The organism is Alicyclobacillus dauci, from assembly GCF_026651605.1.
Classification (GTDB): domain Bacteria; phylum Bacillota; class Bacilli; order Alicyclobacillales; family Alicyclobacillaceae; genus Alicyclobacillus; species Alicyclobacillus dauci.
Map to the genome: position 1 here is coordinate 162,433 of NZ_CP104064.1, position 23,075 is coordinate 185,507.

At 51.5% G+C, this 23,075-nt stretch carries 12 protein-coding genes and 1 pseudogene; all 13 read left to right on the plus strand.

All coding sequences use genetic code 11. The features are described 5' to 3' along the window. Positions 1 to 267 precede the first annotated feature (267 nt). The 13 genes and pseudogenes from NZD86_RS00755 to NZD86_RS00815 all read left to right on the plus strand — a co-directional run bounded on the left by NZD86_RS00755 (position 268) and on the right by NZD86_RS00815 (position 22,875). On the plus strand, positions 268 to 2,166 hold the full coding sequence (locus NZD86_RS00755) for a GAF domain-containing protein (protein ID WP_268044589.1): 1,899 nt from the start codon (positions 268 to 270) through the stop codon (positions 2,164 to 2,166). 122 nt (positions 2,167 to 2,288) lie between these two features. Next, positions 2,289 to 4,367, plus strand: coding sequence for a hydantoinase/oxoprolinase family protein (locus NZD86_RS00760; RefSeq protein WP_268044590.1), 2,079 nt, complete (start codon positions 2,289 to 2,291; stop codon positions 4,365 to 4,367). An 89-nt stretch (positions 4,368 to 4,456) separates the two neighbouring features. Next, a pseudogene (locus NZD86_RS00765) lies at positions 4,457 to 6,151 on the plus strand (hydantoinase B/oxoprolinase family protein). A 35-nt stretch (positions 6,152 to 6,186) separates the two neighbouring features. Then, positions 6,187 to 7,644: an NCS1 family nucleobase:cation symporter-1 gene (locus NZD86_RS00770; RefSeq protein WP_268044591.1), complete on the plus strand. Its 1,458-nt coding sequence runs from the start codon at positions 6,187 to 6,189 to the stop codon at positions 7,642 to 7,644. Positions 7,645 to 7,683: 39 nt separating this feature from the next. After that, on the plus strand, positions 7,684 to 8,940 hold the full coding sequence (locus NZD86_RS00775; protein WP_268044592.1) for a M20 family metallo-hydrolase: 1,257 nt from the start codon (positions 7,684 to 7,686) through the stop codon (positions 8,938 to 8,940). Between the two features lie 77 nt (positions 8,941 to 9,017). After that, positions 9,018 to 9,986, plus strand: a complete 969-nt coding sequence (locus tag NZD86_RS00780; protein WP_268044593.1) for a zinc-binding dehydrogenase — start codon at positions 9,018 to 9,020, stop codon at positions 9,984 to 9,986. A gap of 439 nt (positions 9,987 to 10,425) precedes the next feature. Continuing rightward, entirely contained in the window at positions 10,426 to 10,662 is a 237-nt protein-coding gene (locus NZD86_RS00785; RefSeq protein ID WP_268044594.1) for a hypothetical protein, read from the plus strand. A 245-nt stretch (positions 10,663 to 10,907) separates the two neighbouring features. Next, positions 10,908 to 15,407: a PolC-type DNA polymerase III gene (locus NZD86_RS00790; RefSeq protein ID WP_268044595.1), complete on the plus strand. Its 4,500-nt coding sequence runs from the start codon at positions 10,908 to 10,910 to the stop codon at positions 15,405 to 15,407. A gap of 323 nt (positions 15,408 to 15,730) precedes the next feature. Continuing rightward, the gene (locus tag NZD86_RS00795; RefSeq protein ID WP_268044596.1) at positions 15,731 to 17,464 is read left to right on the plus strand and encodes a PucR family transcriptional regulator; all 1,734 of its coding nucleotides are present in this window, start codon (positions 15,731 to 15,733) and stop codon (positions 17,462 to 17,464) included. Positions 17,465 to 17,608: 144 nt separating this feature from the next. After that, on the plus strand, positions 17,609 to 18,940 hold the full coding sequence (locus tag NZD86_RS00800) for a purine-cytosine permease family protein (protein ID WP_268044597.1): 1,332 nt from the start codon (positions 17,609 to 17,611) through the stop codon (positions 18,938 to 18,940). Positions 18,941 to 19,019: 79 nt separating this feature from the next. After that, positions 19,020 to 20,105 carry an S-methyl thiohydantoin desulfurase family protein gene (locus NZD86_RS00805; protein ID WP_268044598.1) on the plus strand — a complete coding sequence of 362 codons (1,086 nt, stop codon included), beginning with the start codon at positions 19,020 to 19,022 and terminating at the stop codon, positions 20,103 to 20,105. Between the two features lie 33 nt (positions 20,106 to 20,138). After that, the gene (locus NZD86_RS00810) at positions 20,139 to 21,722 is read left to right on the plus strand and encodes a hydantoinase/oxoprolinase family protein (RefSeq protein WP_268044599.1); all 1,584 of its coding nucleotides are present in this window, start codon (positions 20,139 to 20,141) and stop codon (positions 21,720 to 21,722) included. Continuing rightward, the gene (locus NZD86_RS00815) at positions 21,709 to 22,875 is read left to right on the plus strand and encodes an S-methyl thiohydantoin desulfurase family protein (RefSeq protein ID WP_268044600.1); all 1,167 of its coding nucleotides are present in this window, start codon (positions 21,709 to 21,711) and stop codon (positions 22,873 to 22,875) included. Before NZD86_RS00810 ends, NZD86_RS00815 begins: the two co-directional genes overlap by 14 nt. Positions 22,876 to 23,075: the final 200 nt, after the last annotated feature.

A 23,075-nucleotide genomic window follows, 5' to 3' on the forward strand; every position in this document is an offset into this window, starting at 1 on the left:
AATACAAGCACTTTCATAACTAGTAGAATAAAACATAGAACAGCTAGTCCATTCTCGCTCCCATTGGTCAAATGGGAGCGAACGTACCTGTGGATAACTAATTTGCACTGGTCGCACAATTGCAAATAGTATCCACAAATCCACAGATGCACTGTGGACAACGCAGGCCATTTCCACTGCTCCATACCACTTCCTATTAAAAACATCCTCCAAATTCCCTTTATCTGATACTATCTTTATAAATATTCTTAAAAATGGGTGGGGATTATGGCGACAGATCAGAACGATGTCCTCTTCCGTGAGCTTCATAACCGGTTGAGGCAAACGGAACTGCTTGTTGAGTGTGCAGAGTATTTCACATCCAGCTTGAAGTTTGAAGAGGTGATGACGAGGATTTTAAATCGTACCCTGGAAGTCATCCCAGCAGCGGATGCGGGGGTCCTCTTTATTTATGACAACGAAGCGAATAAGCTTAGGGCCACAGCTTGCTCAGGGTTTCACTGGGATTCCATGCGGCATATTGCTTTGTCACCCGGTGAGTCGATGACGGGACTCACGTTTCAGCAGGGAGTTGCCCAAATCTTTGAGAATCCCAACGACGTCATTTATGGATCGATGTCTGAGGAAAACCAAGCATTTTATGCGCAGTCGTTGGTACCTATTAAGAATATTGCCGGTCCCAATTTCATCGTGCGTGGTGTTATTTGTGCCCCCCTTGTTATCAAGGGGAAATGCATTGGTGTCATGACGTTGGACAACTTTACGGCCGACAGCTTTACAGCGGACGATCTCCGTCTTGTCCGGGCCATTTCCAATCAAGCTGCCATTGCAGTGGAAAATGCCGGCCTCTACCAGGAAGAGATTTCGCGGAGTTCGAGATTTCAGCATCTCAGCCAAGTGATCCAGCGGCAATACGATGAATTGACACGAATTAACCAGGCGCACGAGCGATTGATGAAGCAGGTTCTCAACGGAGGTTCTATTGAGGACATCGGGTCCATGATTTACAGCATTCTAGAAAACCCCATTGTGGTTTACGATGATCTCCTGACCGTCCTTACGGAACATGTGCCAGAACACGTGAGCTTCCCGTTTCAGTCTCCAGAGCTAATTATCCAGTTGCAAGCTATCCTGCAAAGCGAACAACCGCGTAGGGTTGGCATCGAGGGCAGCAATGGTACAGTGTCGTCCGTTATGTTATTTCCCATTGTGACGGGGCACGAAACGCTGGGCATTCTATGTGTCGTGGAAAGCACTCACCGTTTGAATGAGCAAGATGTCGTCCTGGCTGAACAATGCAACCTCGTGCTCGCTCTGGATTTTATGCAACGTCAATCCGTATTTGAGGCAGAACAACGGTTTAAGGGTGGATTTTTGGAAGAGTTGATCACAGAAGAGAACGTTGGTGTGCTAAAGCAACGGGCACAGATTCTGGGTTTGACCGATAAAGATACGTACACATTCATGGTTGTTGAGGTTGCGGGCACGGAAACCGAGGATAATCGGATCTATCGACGGATTCATCGAAGCATAGAACAGATAGCCGTGACTTCAAATCCTTCTAGTTTGGTGATCACGAAGCTAAACACCATCGTCATCGTCAACGCCATGCCAAAGGATCTCGACAGCGATGTGGTCCTAAGGCGCAGTCGAAAGTTGGGAGAACGTCTCATCGAGGTGTTGAGTACGTCGTATCCGACCATTGACTGCGCCATTGGGATCGGACGTGCTTGTACCGACATCGGGGACTTGCTTCAGTCTTACGAAGACGCCAAGCAATGTGTTGCCCTCATTAAACGCCAACGGGTGAGAAATACCGTTCGTGATTATAAAGAACTTGGAGCCATGCGGTTCATTCTCACACAGTCAAAAGAGGAAATGCTTGAGTTTGTTCAGATGTTACTGAGGCCCCTTATGGTCTATCCTCAGCCCAAGCGAGCACAACTCTTGAAAACTTTGGACGCGTACATTCGCGGCGGCAGACAGCACAAGGAAGCGGCTGCGCGGTTGGGGATTCATCCGAATACGCTGGCGTATCGCCTGAAGAGTTTGGAGGACATTCTCGGTTACCCGATTCAATCGTCTTCCAATTTTGATTTGCATTTTGCCTGGAAACTTGTAGATACATTCAATCTAAAAGACGAACTATTCGAAGATGATTTGTGATGATCACAAAAAACGATTAGTTACACTGTGATCATCACGAACATGAAAGACACTCGTTAATATAAGATTCTTTATTATCTGACGCACAGCTAGACTAACCCGATCCGAAGGAGGACACTGACATGAAGCTAATTGGTGTAGACGTTGGGGGAACGTTCACTGATATCATCTACACAGATACAGACGAGTCTATCTCCCATATTCATAAAGTAGCCACAACAAAGGAAGATCCGTCGGTCGGGATTGTTTCCGGAATCCTGGAGCTTTGCCGGAGATTCGACGTGGATCCGAAATCGCTCGATCACGTTTTCCACGGCACGACCATTGCGACGAATGCAATCTTGGAACATGACGGATCGAAAACCGGAATGATTACCACCGAAGGATTTAAAGACATTATCCATATAGGTCGACATCAACGGCCCCAAAATTATTCGATAATTCAAGATATTCCCTGGCAGGATCGGCCATTGGTTGAGCGCCGAAACCGCAAGACGGTCAAAGAACGTGTCGGACTGAATGACGGCCAAGTTGCGGTCTTGGAATCACTTGACGAGAACCAAGTTCGCTCCATTCTGGACGGTTTTCGGGAATCCGGTATCGAATCCGTCGTCGTGGGTTTCTTATTCTCCTATCTCTATCCTCACCACGAGGAACGGGTACGAGAGATCATCAAAGACGAATACCCAGAGTTTTATGTGACAACTTCTGCTGACATCTCCCCGCAGTTCCGTGAGTTCGAACGGTTCACCACGGCGGCATTGAACGGTTTTGTCGGGCCGAAGGTACAAGCCTATGTGGAGAACTTGGAGAAGCGCCTGTCTGAATCGAATATCACGTGCGATCTCCACATCATGTGCTCCAATGGTGGCGTAGCCACTGCGCAGACGGTCGCAGAAAAACCGGTTCTAACAATGCTTTCGGGACCTGCAGCGGGTGTCCTTGGCGGTGAGTGGGCTGGACAGCTTTCGGGCAAGAAACGGCTTATCACCTTTGACGTCGGAGGCACGAGCGCAGACATTGCCATTGTCACAGAAGACGGCTACAGCGAATCGTCAGCACGCGATACGTGGATTGCGGGTTTCCCGGTACAGGTTCCGATGATTGATATTCATACAATAGGCGCCGGTGGTGGAAGCATTGCCTACGTCGACGTCGGCGGGGCATTTCATGTGGGTCCGCGCAGTGCTGGATCGTACCCTGGACCCGCATCTTATGGACGCGGTGGAACCCAGCCAGCAGTGACAGATGCACATGTTGTCTTAGGCCGTCTCGATCCCGACAACTTCCTCGGAGGAGAAATGACCATCTACCCTGACAATGCCGTGCAGGCTGTCGAGGAGTTGTCTCACCGTCTTGGAATGGGGATAAATGAGACAGCCGAAGGAATTCTGACCATCGTGAACAACAACATGGCCAACGCGATTCGTGCCAAAACCGTGCAAAAGGGGCACGACCCGAGGAGTTTTAGTTTAATGGCTCTGGGTGGCGCAGGTCCCATGCACGCGGTGGAAGTTGCTCAGATCCTAGGGGTACCGGAGGTTATCATTCCGCCGCATCCGGGCATTACGTCGGCAACAGGGCTGTTGACTACCGATTTGAAGTACGACGCCGTGCAAACGCTGTTTATGCAAAGCGACAAGCTCGACCTAGATCGGGTGAACGCAATCATCGAGAAGCTGGAAAAGCAAATTCAAGACCAACTCAAAGAGGCTGGGTTTGCCGAAGAAGATACGGTCGTTCGGAGATATTTTGATTGCCGTTACATTGGCCAGGGCTACGAACTGCGAGTCAGTGTTCCAGAGACTACTTTGACACCGGAAAACGTGAGTTCGATATGGACCAGTTTCCACAAGTACCACGAACAAGAATATGGTCACGCGTTTGAAGGCAGTCCGATTGAAATCGTGAATTTGCGCTTAACGGGTATTGGAACCATGCCTAAAATCGGCAACCCAAAAGTGCCGCATGGATCGTCGCTTGAGGACGCACTTGTGAAACGCCAAAGTTCCGTGTTCCGTGTGGATGGCGCGTTGAAGAGCGTAGAAACTGCTTTTTATAAACGTGATCTGCTTCCGTTTGACGTTCCATTCAAAGGCCCGTGCGTGATCCTGCAAAAGGACACAACCACAATCATTCCGCCAAATTGCACAGCAGTGTTGGAACAGGCGGGCAACATTGTCATCCAGGTGGAGGTGTAATCATGGGAACACAGTTGGAAAGTCGTACGACCATCGACCCTATCACGGCACAAGTCATTCGCGGAGCCTTGGAAAACGTAGCAGTGGAAATGGGATACAAGCTCGCCCGCATGTCCTACTCCAGTATTATTCGGGAATCAGAAGATTTTGGATGTGCCATTGTCGATGCAGAGGGTCAACAGCTTTGTGAATCATCGAACAGCACGCCGCTGCAGTCCGGCCCCATCCCTGGCTATATTCGAGGAATCAACAAGGTTATGGCAGAACGGGGAGACGTGTTCCGGCCGGGAGATGTCATTATGCACAATTCCGCGTATTATGGCGCGTCCCATCAGCCGGACGTCGGTTTCTTCCTACCGGTTTTCTACCAAGGGGAGCTCATTGGCTTTTCGTGTTCCACTGCACACCATCTCGATCTCGGCGCACTGACCCCCGGTTCCTGCGGGATTGTTGACGCCGTTGACGCTTATGCGGAGGGGCTTCAGTTCAAGGCCATCAAAGTGTACGACGAAGGTAAGCGAAACGAGATGGTCTGGCGCTTGCTTCGCGACAATGTTCGCGCTGCAGATTTGGTTGTCGGGGACATGGAGGCACAAATTGCGGCCTGCCGCATTGGTGCGGCACGGTATATCGATATCGTGGAAAAGTACGGCATCGAAACGGTCCTGGCAGCGAGCGAAGATTTAATGAGTTACTCGGAGCGGGTGTTGCGCAACGAGATCGAAAAATTGCCAGACGGGACCTATTATGGCGAAGGCTATGTGGACGGCTTTTTGGACAGCGATGATCCGGAGAAAAAAGACCTTAAAATCGCCGTCACGCTGACTGTACAAGGCAGTGACTTGATTGTGGACCTCACTGGGACTTCGCCGCAGGTGCCGGATCGTCCGATTAACATGCCGTTTGAAGGAACCGTTGACGTTGCCGTCTATCTCACGCTGCGATCCATTCTGCTCGATTCAGAGGTGTTCGGCTACATTCCCCAAAACTCTGGGCTCATGCGGCCGATTCAAATTGTTGCACCGAAAGGGACAATGGTGAACCCTACCTTCCCGGCACCGACGATTGCCCGGTTTTGTCCGGGGAACATGGTGGCCGACACGCTCATGCACGCGCTCGCGCAGGTGGTTCCCCGCCAAGTGAGTGCGGGGGTTGGAAACTTGAACGTAGTTGCCTATAGCGGCCTGAAAAACGACCAGTACTGGGTCTACATGGACATCATGGAAGGCAGCTACGGCGGCAGGTACGAGAAGGACGGGATGGACGCTGTAGACACCTTGTATGCAAATACGAGGAACAATCCAATCGAGGACATCGAGTCCCATTACCCACTTCGCGTTATGCAGTACGAGTTGTTGAACGACGCTGCTGCAGCCGGGAAGTATCGCGGCGGTATCGGTACGGTTCGCGAAGTGATGTTTTTGGAGGACGGTGGATTCTCAGTTGAAGGCGACGGGTAGAAGTATGCACCGTGGGGATTCTCGGGTGGCAAGGATGGAACCCCGGGCAAACTCCTTCTACACACTGTCGATGGAGACGAGACTGCACTGCCATCCAAAATCCCGCACCATCGCGCAACAAAGGGTGACAAACTTCGTCTCGTTGGACCGTGTGGCGGGGGATATGGTGATGCGCTCGATCGCGATGCCGAGTTGGTACTCGCCGATGTGATTGATGGCTACGTGTCTGCAGACAGCGCGGAGAGAGATTATGGCGTTCGCATTGTGGACGGCCGCGTTGATTGGGCCGCAACAGAGCAAATCAGGGCGAAACGTAAGCAATAGGTGTCTAAAAAATTCTCTAAAAGGTAGGGGCTAGGATGAGCGTTGAATTTCGTCGTGAGCCAGATCCGGGATTATATAATCCCGATCTGGCACCCATTCCCCAAGAAAAACGCAACTGGACTTGGCTCAATTATTCGACCATTTGGATGGGAATGGTTCATAATATCGTGTCGTATGAACTCGCAGGCAGTTTAATCGGTTTGGGCATGAGTGCATGGCAGGCATTGGCCGTCGTCGTCGTGGCCAACGTGGTCCTCATTGCGGCGATCTGGCTCAACAGTGTCTGCGGAACAAAGTACGGACTACCGTTCCCAGTCCTCATTCGGGCGGCTTTCGGATACAAAGGCGCGCACGTACCCGTTTTAATTCGTGCATTTGTCGCAATTTTCTGGTTTTCCGTTCAGGCATATGCCGGCAGTAAGGCCGTCGGTGCGGTGATCGGTCTTGTCATTCCTGGATGGGTCTCGCTCGGCAACGTACATTTACTAGGCGCAGGGCTGAACGATCTGATTTCCTTTGCGATTTTCTGGGTCATCCATGCGTTTGTCATCATGCACGGTATGGAGCGTATCAAATATTTCGAGATGTGGGCAGGGCCGTTGGTCATCGTCTTGGGGCTCGGTCTTGTTGTCTGGGCCATCCATGCAGCACACGGACTGGGACCGATTTTCTCCATTCCCGCGACGTTGCCGCGAGATCACTTTTGGGGGACTTTCTTTCTCTCAGTAAGTGGGATGATTGGCGTTTTGGCAACATTGGTTTTAAACATCCCTGACTTAACAAGATTTGCTCGATCACAACGCGACCAAGTCATTGGTCAAGCCGTTGGGCTACCCATCATGATGACGTTCTTTGCTTTAATGAGCGTTGTCATCACGTCGGGGACGGTCATAGCGTTCGGCAAACCAATCGCCGACCCAGTTCAACTACTACTTCACTTCAAGAATCCGATTGTCATTTTCCTTGGAGCTTTCTCGCTTCTTATTGCCACAGTATCCGTGAACGTCGTGGCCAATGTCGTCTCGCCTGCCTATGACCTGACGAACCTCCTTCCCAAGAAGCTCAACTTTGTCAAATCGGGCATTATCTCCATTGTCATAGGTGTTCTGTTTGCTCCCTGGGCTTGGTTTAACAATTCGGATTCCATCCTCACTGTCATTGGTGCTATCGGGGGAACGCTCGGTCCAGTGGCGGGGATTATGATCGCCGACTTCTATCTCATTCGCAGACGGAACTATGACGTGGAGGGCCTATTTATCACAGAGGGTGAATATGCGTTTCGGAGCGGCTGGAATCCTCGGGCGTTTATTGCCATGGTCCTCGGCGTTGTTGTCGCGCTGATCGGGTTATTCGTCCCGAGTCTCCACGGCCTGTACGCCTACAACTGGTTCCTCGGTGTCGGTGTGGGGGCCATCGCGTACATGGCCCTGATGTACTCAGCTCGAACACCTGTTCATTCCTTCGCGGTCGTTCCGACGAGGAACTTGGAGTAGTCCGGACAACAAGAATAGGCCTAAAGGAGACTTTCTATCATGATCACAGCTTCACGTATCAAGGAACGGATCGAACTGCTAGGGAGCATTGGCGAGTCAAACGGCAACGGTGTTACGCGTTTGGCGCTATCCAAAGAAGATAAAGAGGCCCAGGCGCTCGTGCGGTCCTGGATGGAGCAAGCGGGAATGGAGGTACGTCTAGATGCCGCCGGCAATCTAGTTGGTCGCAAGGCCGGTCTCGATCCCGACGCCAAACCGGTGGTTATCGGTTCTCATATCGATTCGGTTGTCAATGGTGGAAAATATGACGGAACCATTGGTGTCATAGGCGGGATCGAAGTGGTGCAGCACCTTTTAGAAGAAAACATTGAAGCGATTCACCCCATAGAAGTCATGGTGTTCTGTGAAGAGGAGGGCTCGCGTTTCCAAAGTGGTCTGTTTGGCAGCCGAGCCGTGATTGGCGCGCTAGCCCCGGGCGATTTGGACCTCCGAGACAAACATGGGATATCGCGCCGAGAAGCGCTCATGGCGTTCGATCTCAATCCTGAAGAAATTCCCGATACGGTCACACGCAATCGAGGCGATGTGGAAGTGTATCTGGAGATGCACATCGAGCAAGGACCCGTGCTGGACACCAGAGGTCTGCCAGTGGGTATCGTCACAGCGATTGCCGGACCGACCTGGACGGAAATTGAAGTCGAAGGGAAAGCCGGGCATGCAGGTACAATTCCCATGGGGATGCGCAACGATGCTCTGCTGGGTGCGAGCGAGATCGCCATCGCTGTGGAAGAGATCTGCATGGAATACGTCGGTGCGCCCATCGTAGGAACCGTTGGGCGCATGGATGTGTTGCCAGGCGGCTCGAATATCGTTCCAGGGCGAGTGAAGATGTCAGTCGACCTGCGCGATGTAGACCGCGCGAGACGCAGCGAAGCGCTGGAGAAGTTACGCGTTCGTGCGCAACAAATTGCGGCGCGTCGTGGCCTTCGCGTTCAGTTATCCGAACGAATGACAGTGGATCCGGTCTTTTGCAACGACGAAGTGGTCAACGTCATGGTCGAGGAAAGCGAGAAAATGAACCTGGTGTGTCCACAGATGATCAGCGGTGCGGGGCATGACGCACAACTGATGGCCTCGATTGCGGACATCGGGATGATATTTGTTCGCTGCAAGGATGGGATCAGCCACAACCCACTTGAATTTGCCGAACCCCACGATATTGCGCTGGGCACGGAACTGTTGTCGCGTGTAGCCTTACGCTACGCGATGAAGCAAGTGACACAGCCGTCCATTTGAATCTTCCCTGGCTCACAAATTAAGATAAGTGGGCAACGTATTTCTTGTGATCCGAGTCGCGAGAGGGGATGGACGATATGGCAACAATGAAGGCTGTGCAGATTGTCGGACGCGGTGGGCCGTTTGAACTAGTGGAAGTGGACATTCCCGAACCAGGTGCCGAGCAGGTTCGGATTCGTGTTGAGGCTTGCGGCGTATGTCACGGCGAGGTCATGGCACTTGAGGGACATGCCCCGAACATGCAGTACCCGCGGATTCCTGGGCATGAAGTGATCGGCGTGATCGACAAGTTGGGATCGGACGTGTCGGGATGGAGCGTTGGGGATAGAGTGGGCGTTGGCTGGGCCGGCGGACACGGTCAAGTTACGGGCCTTACATATGATGGCGGTTATGCTGAGTATATGGTTGCTTACACGGACGGCTTGGCTCGTGTGCCAGAAGAAGTGTCGGCAGAAGAAGTCGCACCTTTGATGTGCGCGGGCAACACGACGTTTTCTGCGCTCCGCAACAGTCAGGCGCGTCCTGGGGACATTGTGGTCATCGGCGGGATTGGCGGCCTTGGCCACTTGGCGGTTCAGTATGCCAAGAAGGCCGGTTATCACGTTGTCGCTGTCTCTCGTGGGAAAGACAAAGAGCCGCTCGCGAAACAACTAGGGGCACACATCTACATCGACGCCGAGGCAGAGGATCCTGCGAAAGTCCTGCAATCCATGGGCGGAGCCAAGGTGGTCCTGGCAACAGCACCGAATGCCAAGTCCATCTCGCAGTTGTTCAACGGCCTGGCTCCTGGCGGGGAACTCATCGTCGTGGCAGGCTCTGGCGATCAGCTCGATCTCACACCCGCTCAGTTCCTAAACGGTCGCCGAACGTTCAAGGGATGGACGGCCGGACCGGCGAAGGAGTCAGAGGAGACCATCGCGTTTAGCGTATTGACGGACGTTCACCCGATGGTTGAGGTGTTCCCTCTGGAGCAAGCGACGGAGGCGTTTGAGCACATGATGTCTTCGAAAGTTCGTTTCCGCGCCGTCTTGACGATGAATAAGTAAGTGCGTCGCGGGCCTGCGGGTGTGTGAGGCTGAAGGGTATAAGAGACACAGTGGGCGGCCGTCGGGTAGTGAGTGAAGCTACCGCGATGGCCGCCCTTTATTATAGATGGCTCGTGCTCTACAAGTTCCGAATGAATTACTCTTCCAGCGTAATACCGCACCTAGGCCCTGGTGAATGAATCCGTCACGTTCCATGGCAAAGAACAGCCTGCTCACGTGAAAAGTGAGCGGTTGGGCGAGGCGTTGAATTACGTCAAGTAGAATGAGACCATGAAAACGTTATGACGGATCGGGACAAGGCACTCCGATGGAAGCGATACACAACATCGAGGAAATCAAGAAGACGCAAGAGAAAATCGCAGCTGCAACCGAGGAACAACGGAATGATGGTCATTTGGACGTAAATAGATGTTATAATTCGACCAGGAGCTGATTTTACGTGGATGAACGGTTGGACCGAATTGAACGGATGGTTGAGGACTTAATTCGTATTGTCGGTAATACCAACGCCATGGTTGCCGACGTAAAGCAGGAAGTATCCGACGTAAAGCAGGAAGTATCCGACATAAAGGCATCATTTAAGCGTATGGAAGGTGCAACTGCACTCGTTGAAAAACGTTTGGATTGGCAAAATGCTGAGATTGGCCAGCTACGCGAAAAGGTGGCAGTTAAATAACCATTATCGCCGTCCCCTGATGGGGACGGTTTTTTTGCAATATAAAGTAACGAGCACCACCCAAAGAGGATAAAGAAGGTGGACTCGAAGATGAAGTTTTACAGAGAACAACGATTGTTATCCGCTCCAGACACCCAAAACTGACGTTTACTACCTCCCACCTAAACCTTCCCCATCGCGTCGATTCCAGCTAGTATTGTAGAATGAATACTTCTGACAGAGGAAGTAAACGGGGGATATTTTGAATGGGACATGTTGAGGAAACACTTCTCACACCGGAAAAGGACAACCAATCCAGTTCTCCGCTTCCGAGAGAGGTTGTTTCTCGTGTTGTTTCTCGTGTTGTTGTCAAACAAAAGAGTGGGCAGGTTGAAGTACAGCTGATCCCTCCTTTCGTTCAGGAGGACAAAGACATAACTGGTCTAGCAATTGACGAACCAGAGTCTCGGGAATCGGTCTCGAATTCCGGCGACAATGAGTTGATTGAGCGGTACGTGAGCGATGTTCGGCTGATCCAACAAGCTTGTTCGGTACTTGAAACGGAAAACGTGGATGTGCGATTCGTCGCGCCACGTCACGCTTCTCCACATTCATACCAACCAATGAATGTCATGGTGATGGCATTGATTGATTGGTATGCCGAAGAGTATCCGGTTGCGGCAAGTCTGTTGAAGCAGGCAGAGTATCGGGTAGAACTGGTTGATGGAACGAATAGCCGTTCTGAAGAGTTGACCATCACGTTTTCCGTTCGCAACGAAATGGAACAAAAGCAGTTGGAACATAAAGGTGCACCTAAATGGTTGGCTGAAAAGTTTTCCAGCGTGTTTGGCATCGCGTGCCGGGTGAACTTCGTACTTGACCAGGCAGCTGACGAGAAAGTCGAGGAACTGCGACAGCAGCTGTTCGAAGAAGAGCGGAAGCAAGTTGAAATTATGGTTGCTGAGCAGGAAAATGCCCCGAAGCGCGAGCAGCCTGAGCAGAGTGACAAAGGGTATGGACATCAGGGAGACAGGCCATTTCGCAAACAGCGGGAGGATGATGGTCCTGTTGAACCGTTCACCTTTGGCCGCGCCATTGATGGTCCGCTCAGTCCGATTAAAGATATCGTCGACGAGATGCGCCGAGTGGCTGTGGAAGGTCGTGTCTTTGCTGCAGAGACGCGGACATTGCCGAGTGGACGAACGCTTGTTCAATTTAACATCACGGACAATACGGATTCGATCACGGCGAAGATGTTCGTCAAGAATGATCGGCAGCTTGAAGCCCTGACTGGATTGACGAACGGCGTGTACCTGCGAGTTCAAGGACAAGTTCAGTTTGATACGTTTATCAAGGAACTGGTATTGCTAATTCAGGATATGCGTCCTGCCGACGCGCCACTTCGGAAGGATACGGCTGAACATAAACGGGTCGAATTGCATTTGCACTCGCAGATGTCCGCGCTTGACGGCGTCGCACCCGTAAAGAGTCTCGTGTCCCAAGCGGCAAAGTGGGGACATACGGCGATTGCAATAACCGATCACGGCGTTGTCCAATCCTTCCCGGAAGCTTACAGCGTTGCCAAAAAGAATGGCATGAAATGCATCCTTGGCATGGAAGCGTATGTGGTCGATGACGGTGTCCCGATTGTGCACCAATTGAATGACGGGCAGGATGTGATGATCGACGACAACACGTCCTGGGTTGCGTTCGACGTGGAGACCACTGGATTGAATCCGGCGGAGCATATGATCATCGAGATCGCGGCTGTAAAAATGCGGGGAAGTGAGATTGTCGGTGAGTGGACGGAAATGATCGATCCCGAGATGCCCATCGGCCGCAAGAGCGTGGAAATCACGGGGATCACCAACGAGATGCTGGAAGGCAAGCGGAAGTTACGTGAGGTTCTCCCCGACTTCCGTGAATTCGTGGGTGATGCGGTGCTTGTCGCACACAATGCGGAATTCGATTTGAGCTTCTTAAAGTCTTCGGCGAAGCGCATTGGCATGGAGCCGTGGACCAACATCGTTCTCGACACACTGGCCTTGGCAAGAAAGTTTTATCCGACGGAACGAAGCTATCGTTTGGGAACACTCGCGAAGAAGTTCAATGTGGAGTTGGTCAATGCGCACCGGGCATTGGATGATACGGTGGCTCTGGCGAAGTTGTTCCAGAAGATGCTGACGGATGTCGTCGGTTCCGGCGTGGATCGACTTTCAAAACTCAACATCGACGACGGAGCGATTAATTTCACCAGCACACGCCCGTTCCACGCAACCATTTTGGTGCAGAATAAAACGGGATTGAAGAATCTCTACCGGATCGTATCCGAATCGCACGTGAAGTACTTCCATCGCGTACCGCGTGTGCCAAGGAGCCTCATCACGAAGTATCGCGAGGGTCTGCTAGTTGGGAGCGCATGTCAGAACGGGGAAGTCTTCGATGCGATTTTGCGGGGGAAGACACCTGAAGAGTTGCAGGATATCGCGAAGTTTTATGACTACCTGGAGATTCAGCCGATCCTTCACTATAAGCCCCTCCTGCGCAATGAATTGATCACTTCCTTGGAGGCAGTGAAGGACTATCACCGGATGATCATCGAGGTGGGGAACGCGCTCGACAAACCGGTTGTGGCAACGGGCGACGTGCACTTCGTCAACCCGGAGGACGCCATTTATCGCGAGATTTTCCTTCAGTCGCAGAACGATCCGACAGCACAGGATCAACCGCCACTCTATTTCATGTCGACGGATGAAATGCTCGAAGCGTTCTCCTATTTGGGACCTGACCTTGCTCAGGAAGTGGTTGTGACGAACAGCAACCGGGTGGCCGATTGGATCGAAGATGTGTCGCCGGTGCCTGACAAGCTGTACACGCCGAAAATCGAAGGCGCCGAGGACGAGATGCGCACGATGTGCTACGAAAAGGCACGTCGCTTGTATGGCGATCCGCTTCCGGAAATCGTCGAAAAACGTCTCGAGAAAGAACTAAACTCGATTATCAAACACGGTTTCTCAGTCATCTACTTGATTGCACACAAGTTAGTGAAGAAGTCGCTCGACGACGGGTACTTGGTTGGTTCGCGGGGATCGGTCGGATCGTCGCTGGTGGCCACGATGTCCGACATCACGGAGGTCAATCCGCTGCCGCCGCACTACCGCTGTCCGTCGTGTCAGTACAGTGAGTTTATTGCGGACGGATCGGTAGGATCTGGGTTCGACTTGCCGAACAAGAACTGTCCGAAGTGCGGCGAAACGCTCGAAAAGGACGGGCATGACATTCCGTTCGAAACGTTCCTCGGATTCCACGGAGACAAGGTACCAGATATCGATTTGAACTTCTCAGGCGATTATCAAGCACAGGCACACGCATATACGAAGGTTCTGTTCGGTGAGGATTACGTCTACCGCGCGGGAACCATCGCAACGGTGGCCGAAAAGACGGCCTTCGGATATGTGAAGAAGTTTGCTGAGGAAAAAGGCTGGACCCTGCGCAACGCGGAAATCTCGCGTCTCGTCGAAGGGTGCACGGGGATCAAGCGCACGACCGGCCAGCACCCAGGTGGCATCTTGGTCGTGCCTGACTACATGGACGTCTACGACTTTAGCCCAATTCAATTCCCGGCTGACGACAAGAACTCTGAGTGGCGGACGTCTCACTTCGACTTCCACTCCATTCACGATAACTTGTTGAAGCTCGATATTCTCGGGCACGACGATCCGACCGTTATCCGCATGCTTCAAGATTTAACTGGGCTCGATCCGAAAAAGATCCCCACCGACGATCCGAAAGTGATGTCGTTGTTCTCTGGTACGGAAGCATTGACGATAGACCCGAACAAACCTGTGACACCGGAAAAAATCCGCTCCAACACGGGTACGTTCGGCATCCCCGAGTTCGGCACGAAGTTTGTTCGCCAAATGCTGGAGGACACGAAGCCGAGCACGTTCTCGGAGTTGCTGCAGATTTCTGGCCTATCTCACGGAACGGACGTCTGGTTGAACAATGCGCAGAAGTTGATTCAGGATAAAGTGTGTGTGTTGAAAGACGTGATCGGATGCCGCGACGACATCATGGTTTACCTGATTTACGCGGGATTGGAGCCATCGTTGGCGTTCAAGATCATGGAGAGTGTACGTAAGGGAAAAGGGCTCACGCCTGAAATGGAAGAAGAAATGAAGAAGAACAACGTACCGAACTGGTACATCTGGTCGTGTAAGCAGATCAAGTACATGTTCCCAAAGGCCCACGCGACTGCGTATGTACTCATGGCGGTGCGAATTGCCTACTTCAAAATCCACTATCCGCTGGAGTTCTACGCGACGTATTTCTCCGTGCGGGCTGACGATTTTGATTTGGCCATCATGGGTCGAGGGTATGAAGCGATCCTTTCGAAGATCGAGGAGATTGAAGCAAAGAGCTTCCAAGCTTCCCCGAAAGAAAAGGCGTTGCTCACCGTGCTTGAAATGGCACTCGAAATGACTGCACGCGGTTTTAAGTTCCTACCGCTCGATCTGTATAAATCGGATGCAACGAAGTTTACGGTGGTTCACGAAGAAAACGGATTGCTTCCGCCATTCGCAGCGCTCGACGGAGTCGGCGACAACGCAGCAAAGAGTATCGCGGAAGCCGCTAAGCAGGGACCATTCCTATCTGTTGAGGATCTTCAGGACAAGTCTCGGGCGTCGAAGACGGTCATTGAGCTGCTGGATGCGTATGGATGCCTGGAAGGACTCCCTGAATCGAACCAGTTATCGCTGTTTTAGGGATACGGGAGGGGACTTTACGTAATGTCTCATTACATCCGTACTCCCTTGTCAGAAGGGGCTGCCCTTATGGGTCAGTCTCTTTTCTCTTGAGCTGTACGACTAGTCGTAATCTGCCACCGCGCGCCGAATGGCTCGTGGAAACGTAAAAACATGGTTGCCCAAAGCACTCGTTTAACAGGTCTACTAGAAAGGGTCCACAGAAGTGTAACAGCGTAGTAAACTAACAAAAAGACAGAAAAAAATAAATATACAGACGTTGTGGTCCTAGACGATGACAGGGTTGAAATGATAGATAGGAATCTGGTCTAGGGGGGATTCACGTGATTTCTGTGCGGGGGTTTATCAACAGCCTTTCATATCAGACTGAATTTTTGGCGGGGGAAGCGGGAACCGAAATGCCGTGCCGAGACGTCATCTTGTTGAGCGACCCGAAGGTTTGGCTTCAAAAGACAGACGACGGCGAGTTCAAAGACACAGTTGTCTATATGCAAACACATGTGTTCCCTGCATATTCTTCTACATTCGATTTGCTACTCCGTTTCTTTAAACAAAGTGGTGTCTCTGGAATTCTCTATCAAGGAGGAAAACGATCCGATTTTTCCAAGGCTACATTGATGCTCGCGGATCATCTCGGACTTCCGCTTGTGTGGATGAATGCATCCGTCAATTACTCTGCTGTCGCGCGACAATTTTATACGACGTATGTACAACATACGCAACAAACAAGGCAGCAGATTCGCCGAGTACGAAAACGACTAGAGCAGGCCGTCAAGGAATCGTTTACCCTCAGTGCATGGATGAGTACGATTGAGCGCGAGCTTTCCGTCACAACGACGTTGGCCTTATCGGATAGGAATGGGTCTCGTTTGGACGCGGAATGGTCGAAATCCGACGGACAATTAAGACTGAGGATTCCCGTTCAATTGCTGGATCGAATGTTTTATCTGCATTTGAGTCCAAATGAACCATGCCCACTGTTGCAGACGGATGCAGAGGCGTTGTGGATCGATGAATTAGGCGGCGTTCTTTCATATCAGACGGCTTATTTTTTGCTGGTTGAAATTCCAGGAGTTTCGTCACAGAGTCGTTGGGCCTGTTCGTTTGAAAGTGCTTTATATGATACGATTTCGCGACTGCCGATCATTCGCATACGCGACCATAGTCACACCGGGCCAGTCGACGGGGAGGAGACGTTACATGGGTCGTTGTCCGTACGGCGACGTCTTGGGATCTTCCCTGTGAACGCCGTTCACTCCGTGGGGCTTCTGTGGATCAAGGGGACAGGGGATGCATTGGACAAGCTCAAGCGATCGACACGAACCAGTGACAGACCCTATGTGTATCGGACATTTTCACCAAGCACTTTGAACATACGGGATGAAGTGTTGATGCTCTGCAATGACATGCGCCTTTCAGGACTGCAATCCGCGTTGACATCCTGTGTCCCCTGGCAAGATTGGCGGGGGAACGAGGGAGTCATCCTCTATGGGTTCCAATCCAAACATGATGAAACGAACAGAACAGATTCACGTATCCGTGAATTGGTCACCCAGCTGGAGATTCGACTACAGGTATCGTTTCGGGCATATTTTTACCGCCAAAGTTTGACTGGAACCACGGATCCTGCCGAACTCCTTCGTGTGGCACGTTCCATGACAGAACAGTCCTATTCAGACTTTATAAGTGTCATCGAACAGTCCAAGTCGGTTCAGTTCGCCGAAAATAGCGATGATGTAATCAATCGCATTCTCCCAAAACCTTCCCAGGGCTCATCGTACGATCACGCCCTACAGGTCTTACAACCTCTCCTAGGCGACAAAGGCGGGGAACCATTACTTGAAGCGCTTGAGGCATATCTTGAGTGTGGAGCTAAAATGCAGGTCGCAGCGGACAAGTTGTATTTGCACCGAAACACGTTGCGCTACCGCTTGAAGCGTGCGGAAAGACTGTTGAACATCAGCTTAGATGATGACGAGGCTCGATTCACATACCAACTAGCGATTCGCACTTGGCGATTGAGGAACCCAAGTCCTTTACCGAATGCAACACGATAAAAACCGTCCATCAGGGGTAGTTTTGTGCATGGTGCACAAAACTACCCTCACTTTTGTTCGTAGTGAATGTACAAACAGAATTTATTGTAAATTACGATAACTCAAACAACACAAGACAAAAGTGAGATGCAGGGAGAGTAGAAAATGGGCCGATCGGAGCCAATCAATCAAAAGCTAGACGATTATTCGTTATCTAGAGTTCCCGGGAGTGACAGGCGGCACTGGTTCGGGATAGCGACTATGCGGTTTGGACAAATGTCAGCCCTCTCGCAGTTTCTTTTAGGTGCGACCCTGGGGTTTGGAATGAGTTTCTGGCACGCGTTTTGGGCGTTGACACTCGGTGCAGTCATTCTAGAGATTATCTCTATCTTTGTCGGGATCGCAGGTATGAAGGAAGGACTTAGTACGACGATGCTCATACGCTGGGCTGGATTTGGCCGGCTGGGATCTGTGCTTGTCAGCGTCGTGATTGCTATTTCTCTAGTTGGGTGGTTTGGCGTACAAAATCAAGTGTTTGCTGACGGACTGAACCAACTGCTTGGTGGTCCAGTGTGGCTGTGGTCCATTGTGACGGGTGCCCTCGTGACGTGGGTTGTCATTTACGGCTTTTTATCAATGGGTTTCACGGCTTACATCACTGTACCGCTGTTCATGATTATTGCCTTCTTTTCAATCGGCCGGGAGATGAGCCACTACTCTTTGGCTCATCTTATTTCAATGGGTGCCCCGGGTTCGGTATTGACACTTGGTACTGGTGCGAGCATGGTCGCTGGAGGTTTCATTACAGGGGCCATCATTTCTCCAGACATGACCCGCTACAACCGATCCGTTGGGGACGTCATCAAACAGACAGTCCTGGGCATCACGCTTGGCGAATACGTCATCGGTCTAATTGGCGTGTTGCTTGCTCACGCGATGAAGTCATCGGACGTCATCACGATAGTGATGTCCACGAGCGGTGTGATCGGCACGGTAGTATTGGTTACTGCGACGCTGAAAATTAACGATTGGAACCTGTACTCATCGTCGTTAGGGATTGTCAATTTGTTCGATGTCGTGTTCCACAAACGAATCAGTCGGGTCGGCGTAACCATTCTATTTGGTGCCATCGGGACTTTGCTGTCGGTTCTTGGAATCCTAAATCAGTTTGAGGGCTTCCTTACGCTTCTCGGCGTCGCTGTCCCACCGGTTGGCGGCATCATGGTAGTTGAATACTTTCTGATTCGCCGCTACCGGGATGAACTCCGAGAATCTCGCGAACGGGGCGTTTTGCCGACCGTCTACGAGTCGTGGAATCCGATCACGCTGGTTTCCTGGATCGGAGCGTTCCTCGTCGGAGAGTTCGTGAAGTGGGGCATTCCTTCAATTAACTCGCTGATAGTCGCAGCGGTCGCTTACTTCGTATTGAGTAAGGTTGTGAATCGCAACCAGGCGATCACGTACGGGCGCGTGGAAACGCAAGAACTAGTCAATTGAACACGGAGGAAGCAGCGGGCCATTAACGTATCTTCCATTCAATTTAATCTCTCAGATTTTACAGCTAGGTGGTGAAGGAATGAGAAAGCTCATTCACGCAAAGGACATCGATTATCTAGCGCTTGGCGCCACGGTACTGGGTACCGGTGGTGGAGGCGATCCATATATTGGCGCGCTGATGGCCAAACAGGCCATTGAGCAATACGGTCCAGTGGAACTCATCTCCATTGACGAGTTAGCTGACGACGACTTGGTTATTCCTTCTGCAATGATGGGCGCTCCTACTGTCATGGTTGAAAAGATGCCTGGTGGAGATGAGCCAGTCAAGGCATTTAAGCAGTTAGAAAAGTTCCTCGGCCGAACGGCAGCAGCTACGGTCTGCATTGAAGCGGGCGGGTTAAACTCAACGATTCCGTTTGTCGTAGCAGCGGAACTCGGAATTCCTATTGTTGACGCTGATGGGATGGGCCGGGCGTTCCCAGAAATACCCATGACGGCACTACACTTTGGCGGAATCTCTGCGACACCCATGATGGTGGCAGATGAAAAAGGGAACACAGTACTGCTGTCAACTGTGAACGGGGCGTGGACTGAGGCTTTGTCAAGGAATGCGACGATTGTTATGGGTGGATCGTCGATGCTTGCCTTGTATGGCGCGAATGCACAGGACATGCAGCCGAATCTCATCCATGGGACGCTTTCCACGGCCATGAAGATCGGTCAGTTGTTGGCGAACAAAGAAGACGCATCCAAGCGCTTGGAAAACCTCCTCAAGTTCATGGACGGGGTAGAGTTGTTTCGCGGTAAATTGACTGATGTTATGCGCAGGACTTTAGATGGATTTGCCCGCGGAACCGTGACAATTGAAGGCACGTCTGGCAACACGGGGTCGGTATGTCGACTGGAGTTTCAAAACGAAAACTTGATTGCCATGCGAGACGGGGAACCGATTGCAACTGTACCTGATCTCATCACGGTCCTAGACCTAGAGACCGTTCACCCTATCACGACGGAAGAGCTGCGGTACGGTCAACGTGTCATTGTTATTGCGATGCCCTGTGCACCGGTTTGGCATCGGCCGGAGTGTCTTGAATTAGTTGGCCCGAGGTACTTTGGATACGATTTGGACTTTAAACCGCTTCGTCCACTAGTGACAAACGTATAAATCACCCATAGCAGCATCAGAGGAGGAACTGGTATGTCTTATCGTTTGGGAATTGACGTTGGTGGAACCAATACGGATGTAGTGTTACTGGACAGTAAAAATACCGTGATCGCAAAGGCGAAAACGGCGGTCACTGCAGATATTGTCACTGGGATTCGCGTTGGTGTCGGAACTGTGTTAGACCAAAGTGGCGTGAACGCGGCAGAGATTACCCACGCTATGCTTGGTACAACACAGGTGACCAATGCCATCATTGAACGCCGGGAACTCAACGAAGTAGCGATTGTTCGTCTGGGGGCGCCTGCAACGCGTGCCGTGAAACCGCTCGCGGGCTGGCCCGAGGATCTGCGTGAACGTTACGCGAAATACTCCTGGATTGTCGGGGGTGGGCACGAGTTTGATGGCCGTGAAATTGCACTTCTTGACGAGGATGAGCTTCACGAAATCGCTGAGTCAGTCAAAGGAAGGGTACAGGCTGTTGCCATTACTGGTGTATTCTCTCCAGTGAATACGGACCACGAAGAGCGTGCGGCCAGGATCTTTCGCGAAGTTCTCGGTGAGGACATTCCTATTTCATTGTCTTATCAGTTAGGAAGTGTTGGGCTTCTAGAACGTGAAAACGCTACTGTGCTAAACGCGGCGGTGTCGAGTGTCGCGAAACGTGCTACGTTATCCTTCCAGCAGGCACTTGCCGATCTAGATGTCCATGCTGCACTTTATCTGGCGCAAAATGACGGAACCTTAATGTCGGTAGAGTACGCTCTTCTGTATCCCATTCTCACTATCGCCTGCGGACCGACAAATAGCATGCGTGGTGCAGCGTATTTAACAGGATTGAAGAACGCCATTGTCGTGGATGTTGGTGGAACGTCAACAGATGTAGGCGTGCTCGTTAACGGGTTTCCACGGGAATCATTTGTAGCAGTCGATGTCGGAGGAGTACGCACCAACTTCCGAATGCCGGATTTATATTCCATTGGCCTCGGTGGCGGCAGTGAAGTCACAGAATCAGAAGATGGGGTAAAAGTCGGTCCGAAGAGTGTTGGGTATCGGATTGTCAAGGAGGGTCGTGCGTTCGGTGGTGATACGACAACCTTCACCGATGTTGTTGTCGCCCTTTCTAAGGCGAAGGTAGGTACACATGAAGTCAGACTCCCCAGGGAATTAGCAGAGCGGGCATACGATGTGGCCATTGACAAGACTGTCGAAGCGATTGACCGCATGAAAACAAGTTCTGACGCAGTTCCTCTCATACTGGTTGGCGGCGGCAGTGTCTTATTACCCAGTGAATTCGAGGGTGCTTCTGAAGTTCATCGCCCAGAAAATTACGATGTGGCCAACGCCATCGGTGCAGCTATCGCGCAAGTAAGCGGACGAGTGGATAGAATTTTCGCCATGGATCAAAAGTCGCGTGAGGATGTCCTAGAGGAAGCCAAGTCCATCGCCATCGCTGAAGCCATCCGAGCTGGTGCAGAAGCCTCGACGATTGAGGTCGTCGAGATCGAGGAAGTTCCTATCGCTTATCTACCTGGAAATGCAGTGCGAATCAAAGTGACAGTTGCTGGAACGTTGGCTTCGTATAACCAAGAAGAGGTTGGTGCCCATGCGAGTCACTGAGCAAACCTTAGAGGCATTGTCCATTGGCGCAGCAATTTTGGGTACTGGTGGCGGTGGAGATCCCCTCATCGGCAAGCTCATGGCCCAACAGGCCATTGCAGAGTATGGCCCAGTGGAACTCGTTTCACTGGACGAGATCGATGATACGGATGTCGTATTTCCGGTCGCGATGATGGGGGCCCCAACCGTGTTCCTGGAAAAGGTACCAGCAGGGGAAGAAGGCTATATGGCGGTTCAGCGCATGGAGCGGCACCTGGGAAAGAAAGTGACTGCACTGTGTCCAATCGAGTGTGGTGGGATGAACAGCATGATCCCTTTTGTCGTCGCTGCGCGTATGGGATTGCCTGTTGTTGATGGAGATGGTATGGGCCGCGCCTTCCCTGAATTGCAGATGGAGACCTTTCATGTACTAGGCGTTTCTGGTACACCGGCGTGTATAGCCGATGAATGGGGTAACGTAGTTCTGTTTGAGACCGTAGACAATTACAGGCTGGAGTCGTTTGCCCGAGCTTGCACTGTCAAAATGGGAGGATACTCTCACTTGGTTGATTATCCAATGACGGGTACACAGGTAAAGGGCACGGCCGTGCGAGGAACCGTATCCATGGCCATTCGTCTAGGCGAAGCCCTTCAGGAGGCACATCGTTCCCACGTGAATCCTGTTGAGGCAGTTCTTGCAGCAACTCGCAACACCATTTACGGACACGGAATTGCCCTTTTTCAAGGCAAGGTTGTGGATGTGTCACGACGAACCTCGGACGGCTTTGCGGTTGGCCAAGCGCGTTTGCAAGGGTTCGACGAGGAAGAAGGGAAGTCCATGGTTATTGACTTTCAGAACGAAAACCTCATTGCGAAGGTCGGCGACGAGGTTGTTGCCAGTGTCCCGGACTTAATCACACTGTTGGATCCGGACACCGGTTACGCAATTACCAACGAGCGTTTACGTTACGGTCAACGCGTTGTGGTCATTGGCATTCCAACGCCCGAAATCATGCGCAGCGAAGCAGCTCTATCCGTATGGGGGCCTAAACAATTCGGTTACGATATTCCTTTCATACCCTTGGAACAGGCGTACCCGGATTTTTACAGGCGCGTTGGTGTACCGCTGGAGAAGGAAAAGTACCTTGCATTAATGCCACCTCTGGAACGGTAAAACTGCGAAACTAATAGGGGGGAGGATGCTTGGACAGTCCTCCCTTCTACCTTAAAACCGAATGCGCAAATTGTAAGATAGATCTAACTGGGATTGATGAGGTCACAATGACATCACTTGTTAGTAAACCTGTATACGTGACCTGTCGGATTTTGGATAGGAATTAAATGGGTGGGAGCCAGAGGCTGTGGGGATGCACA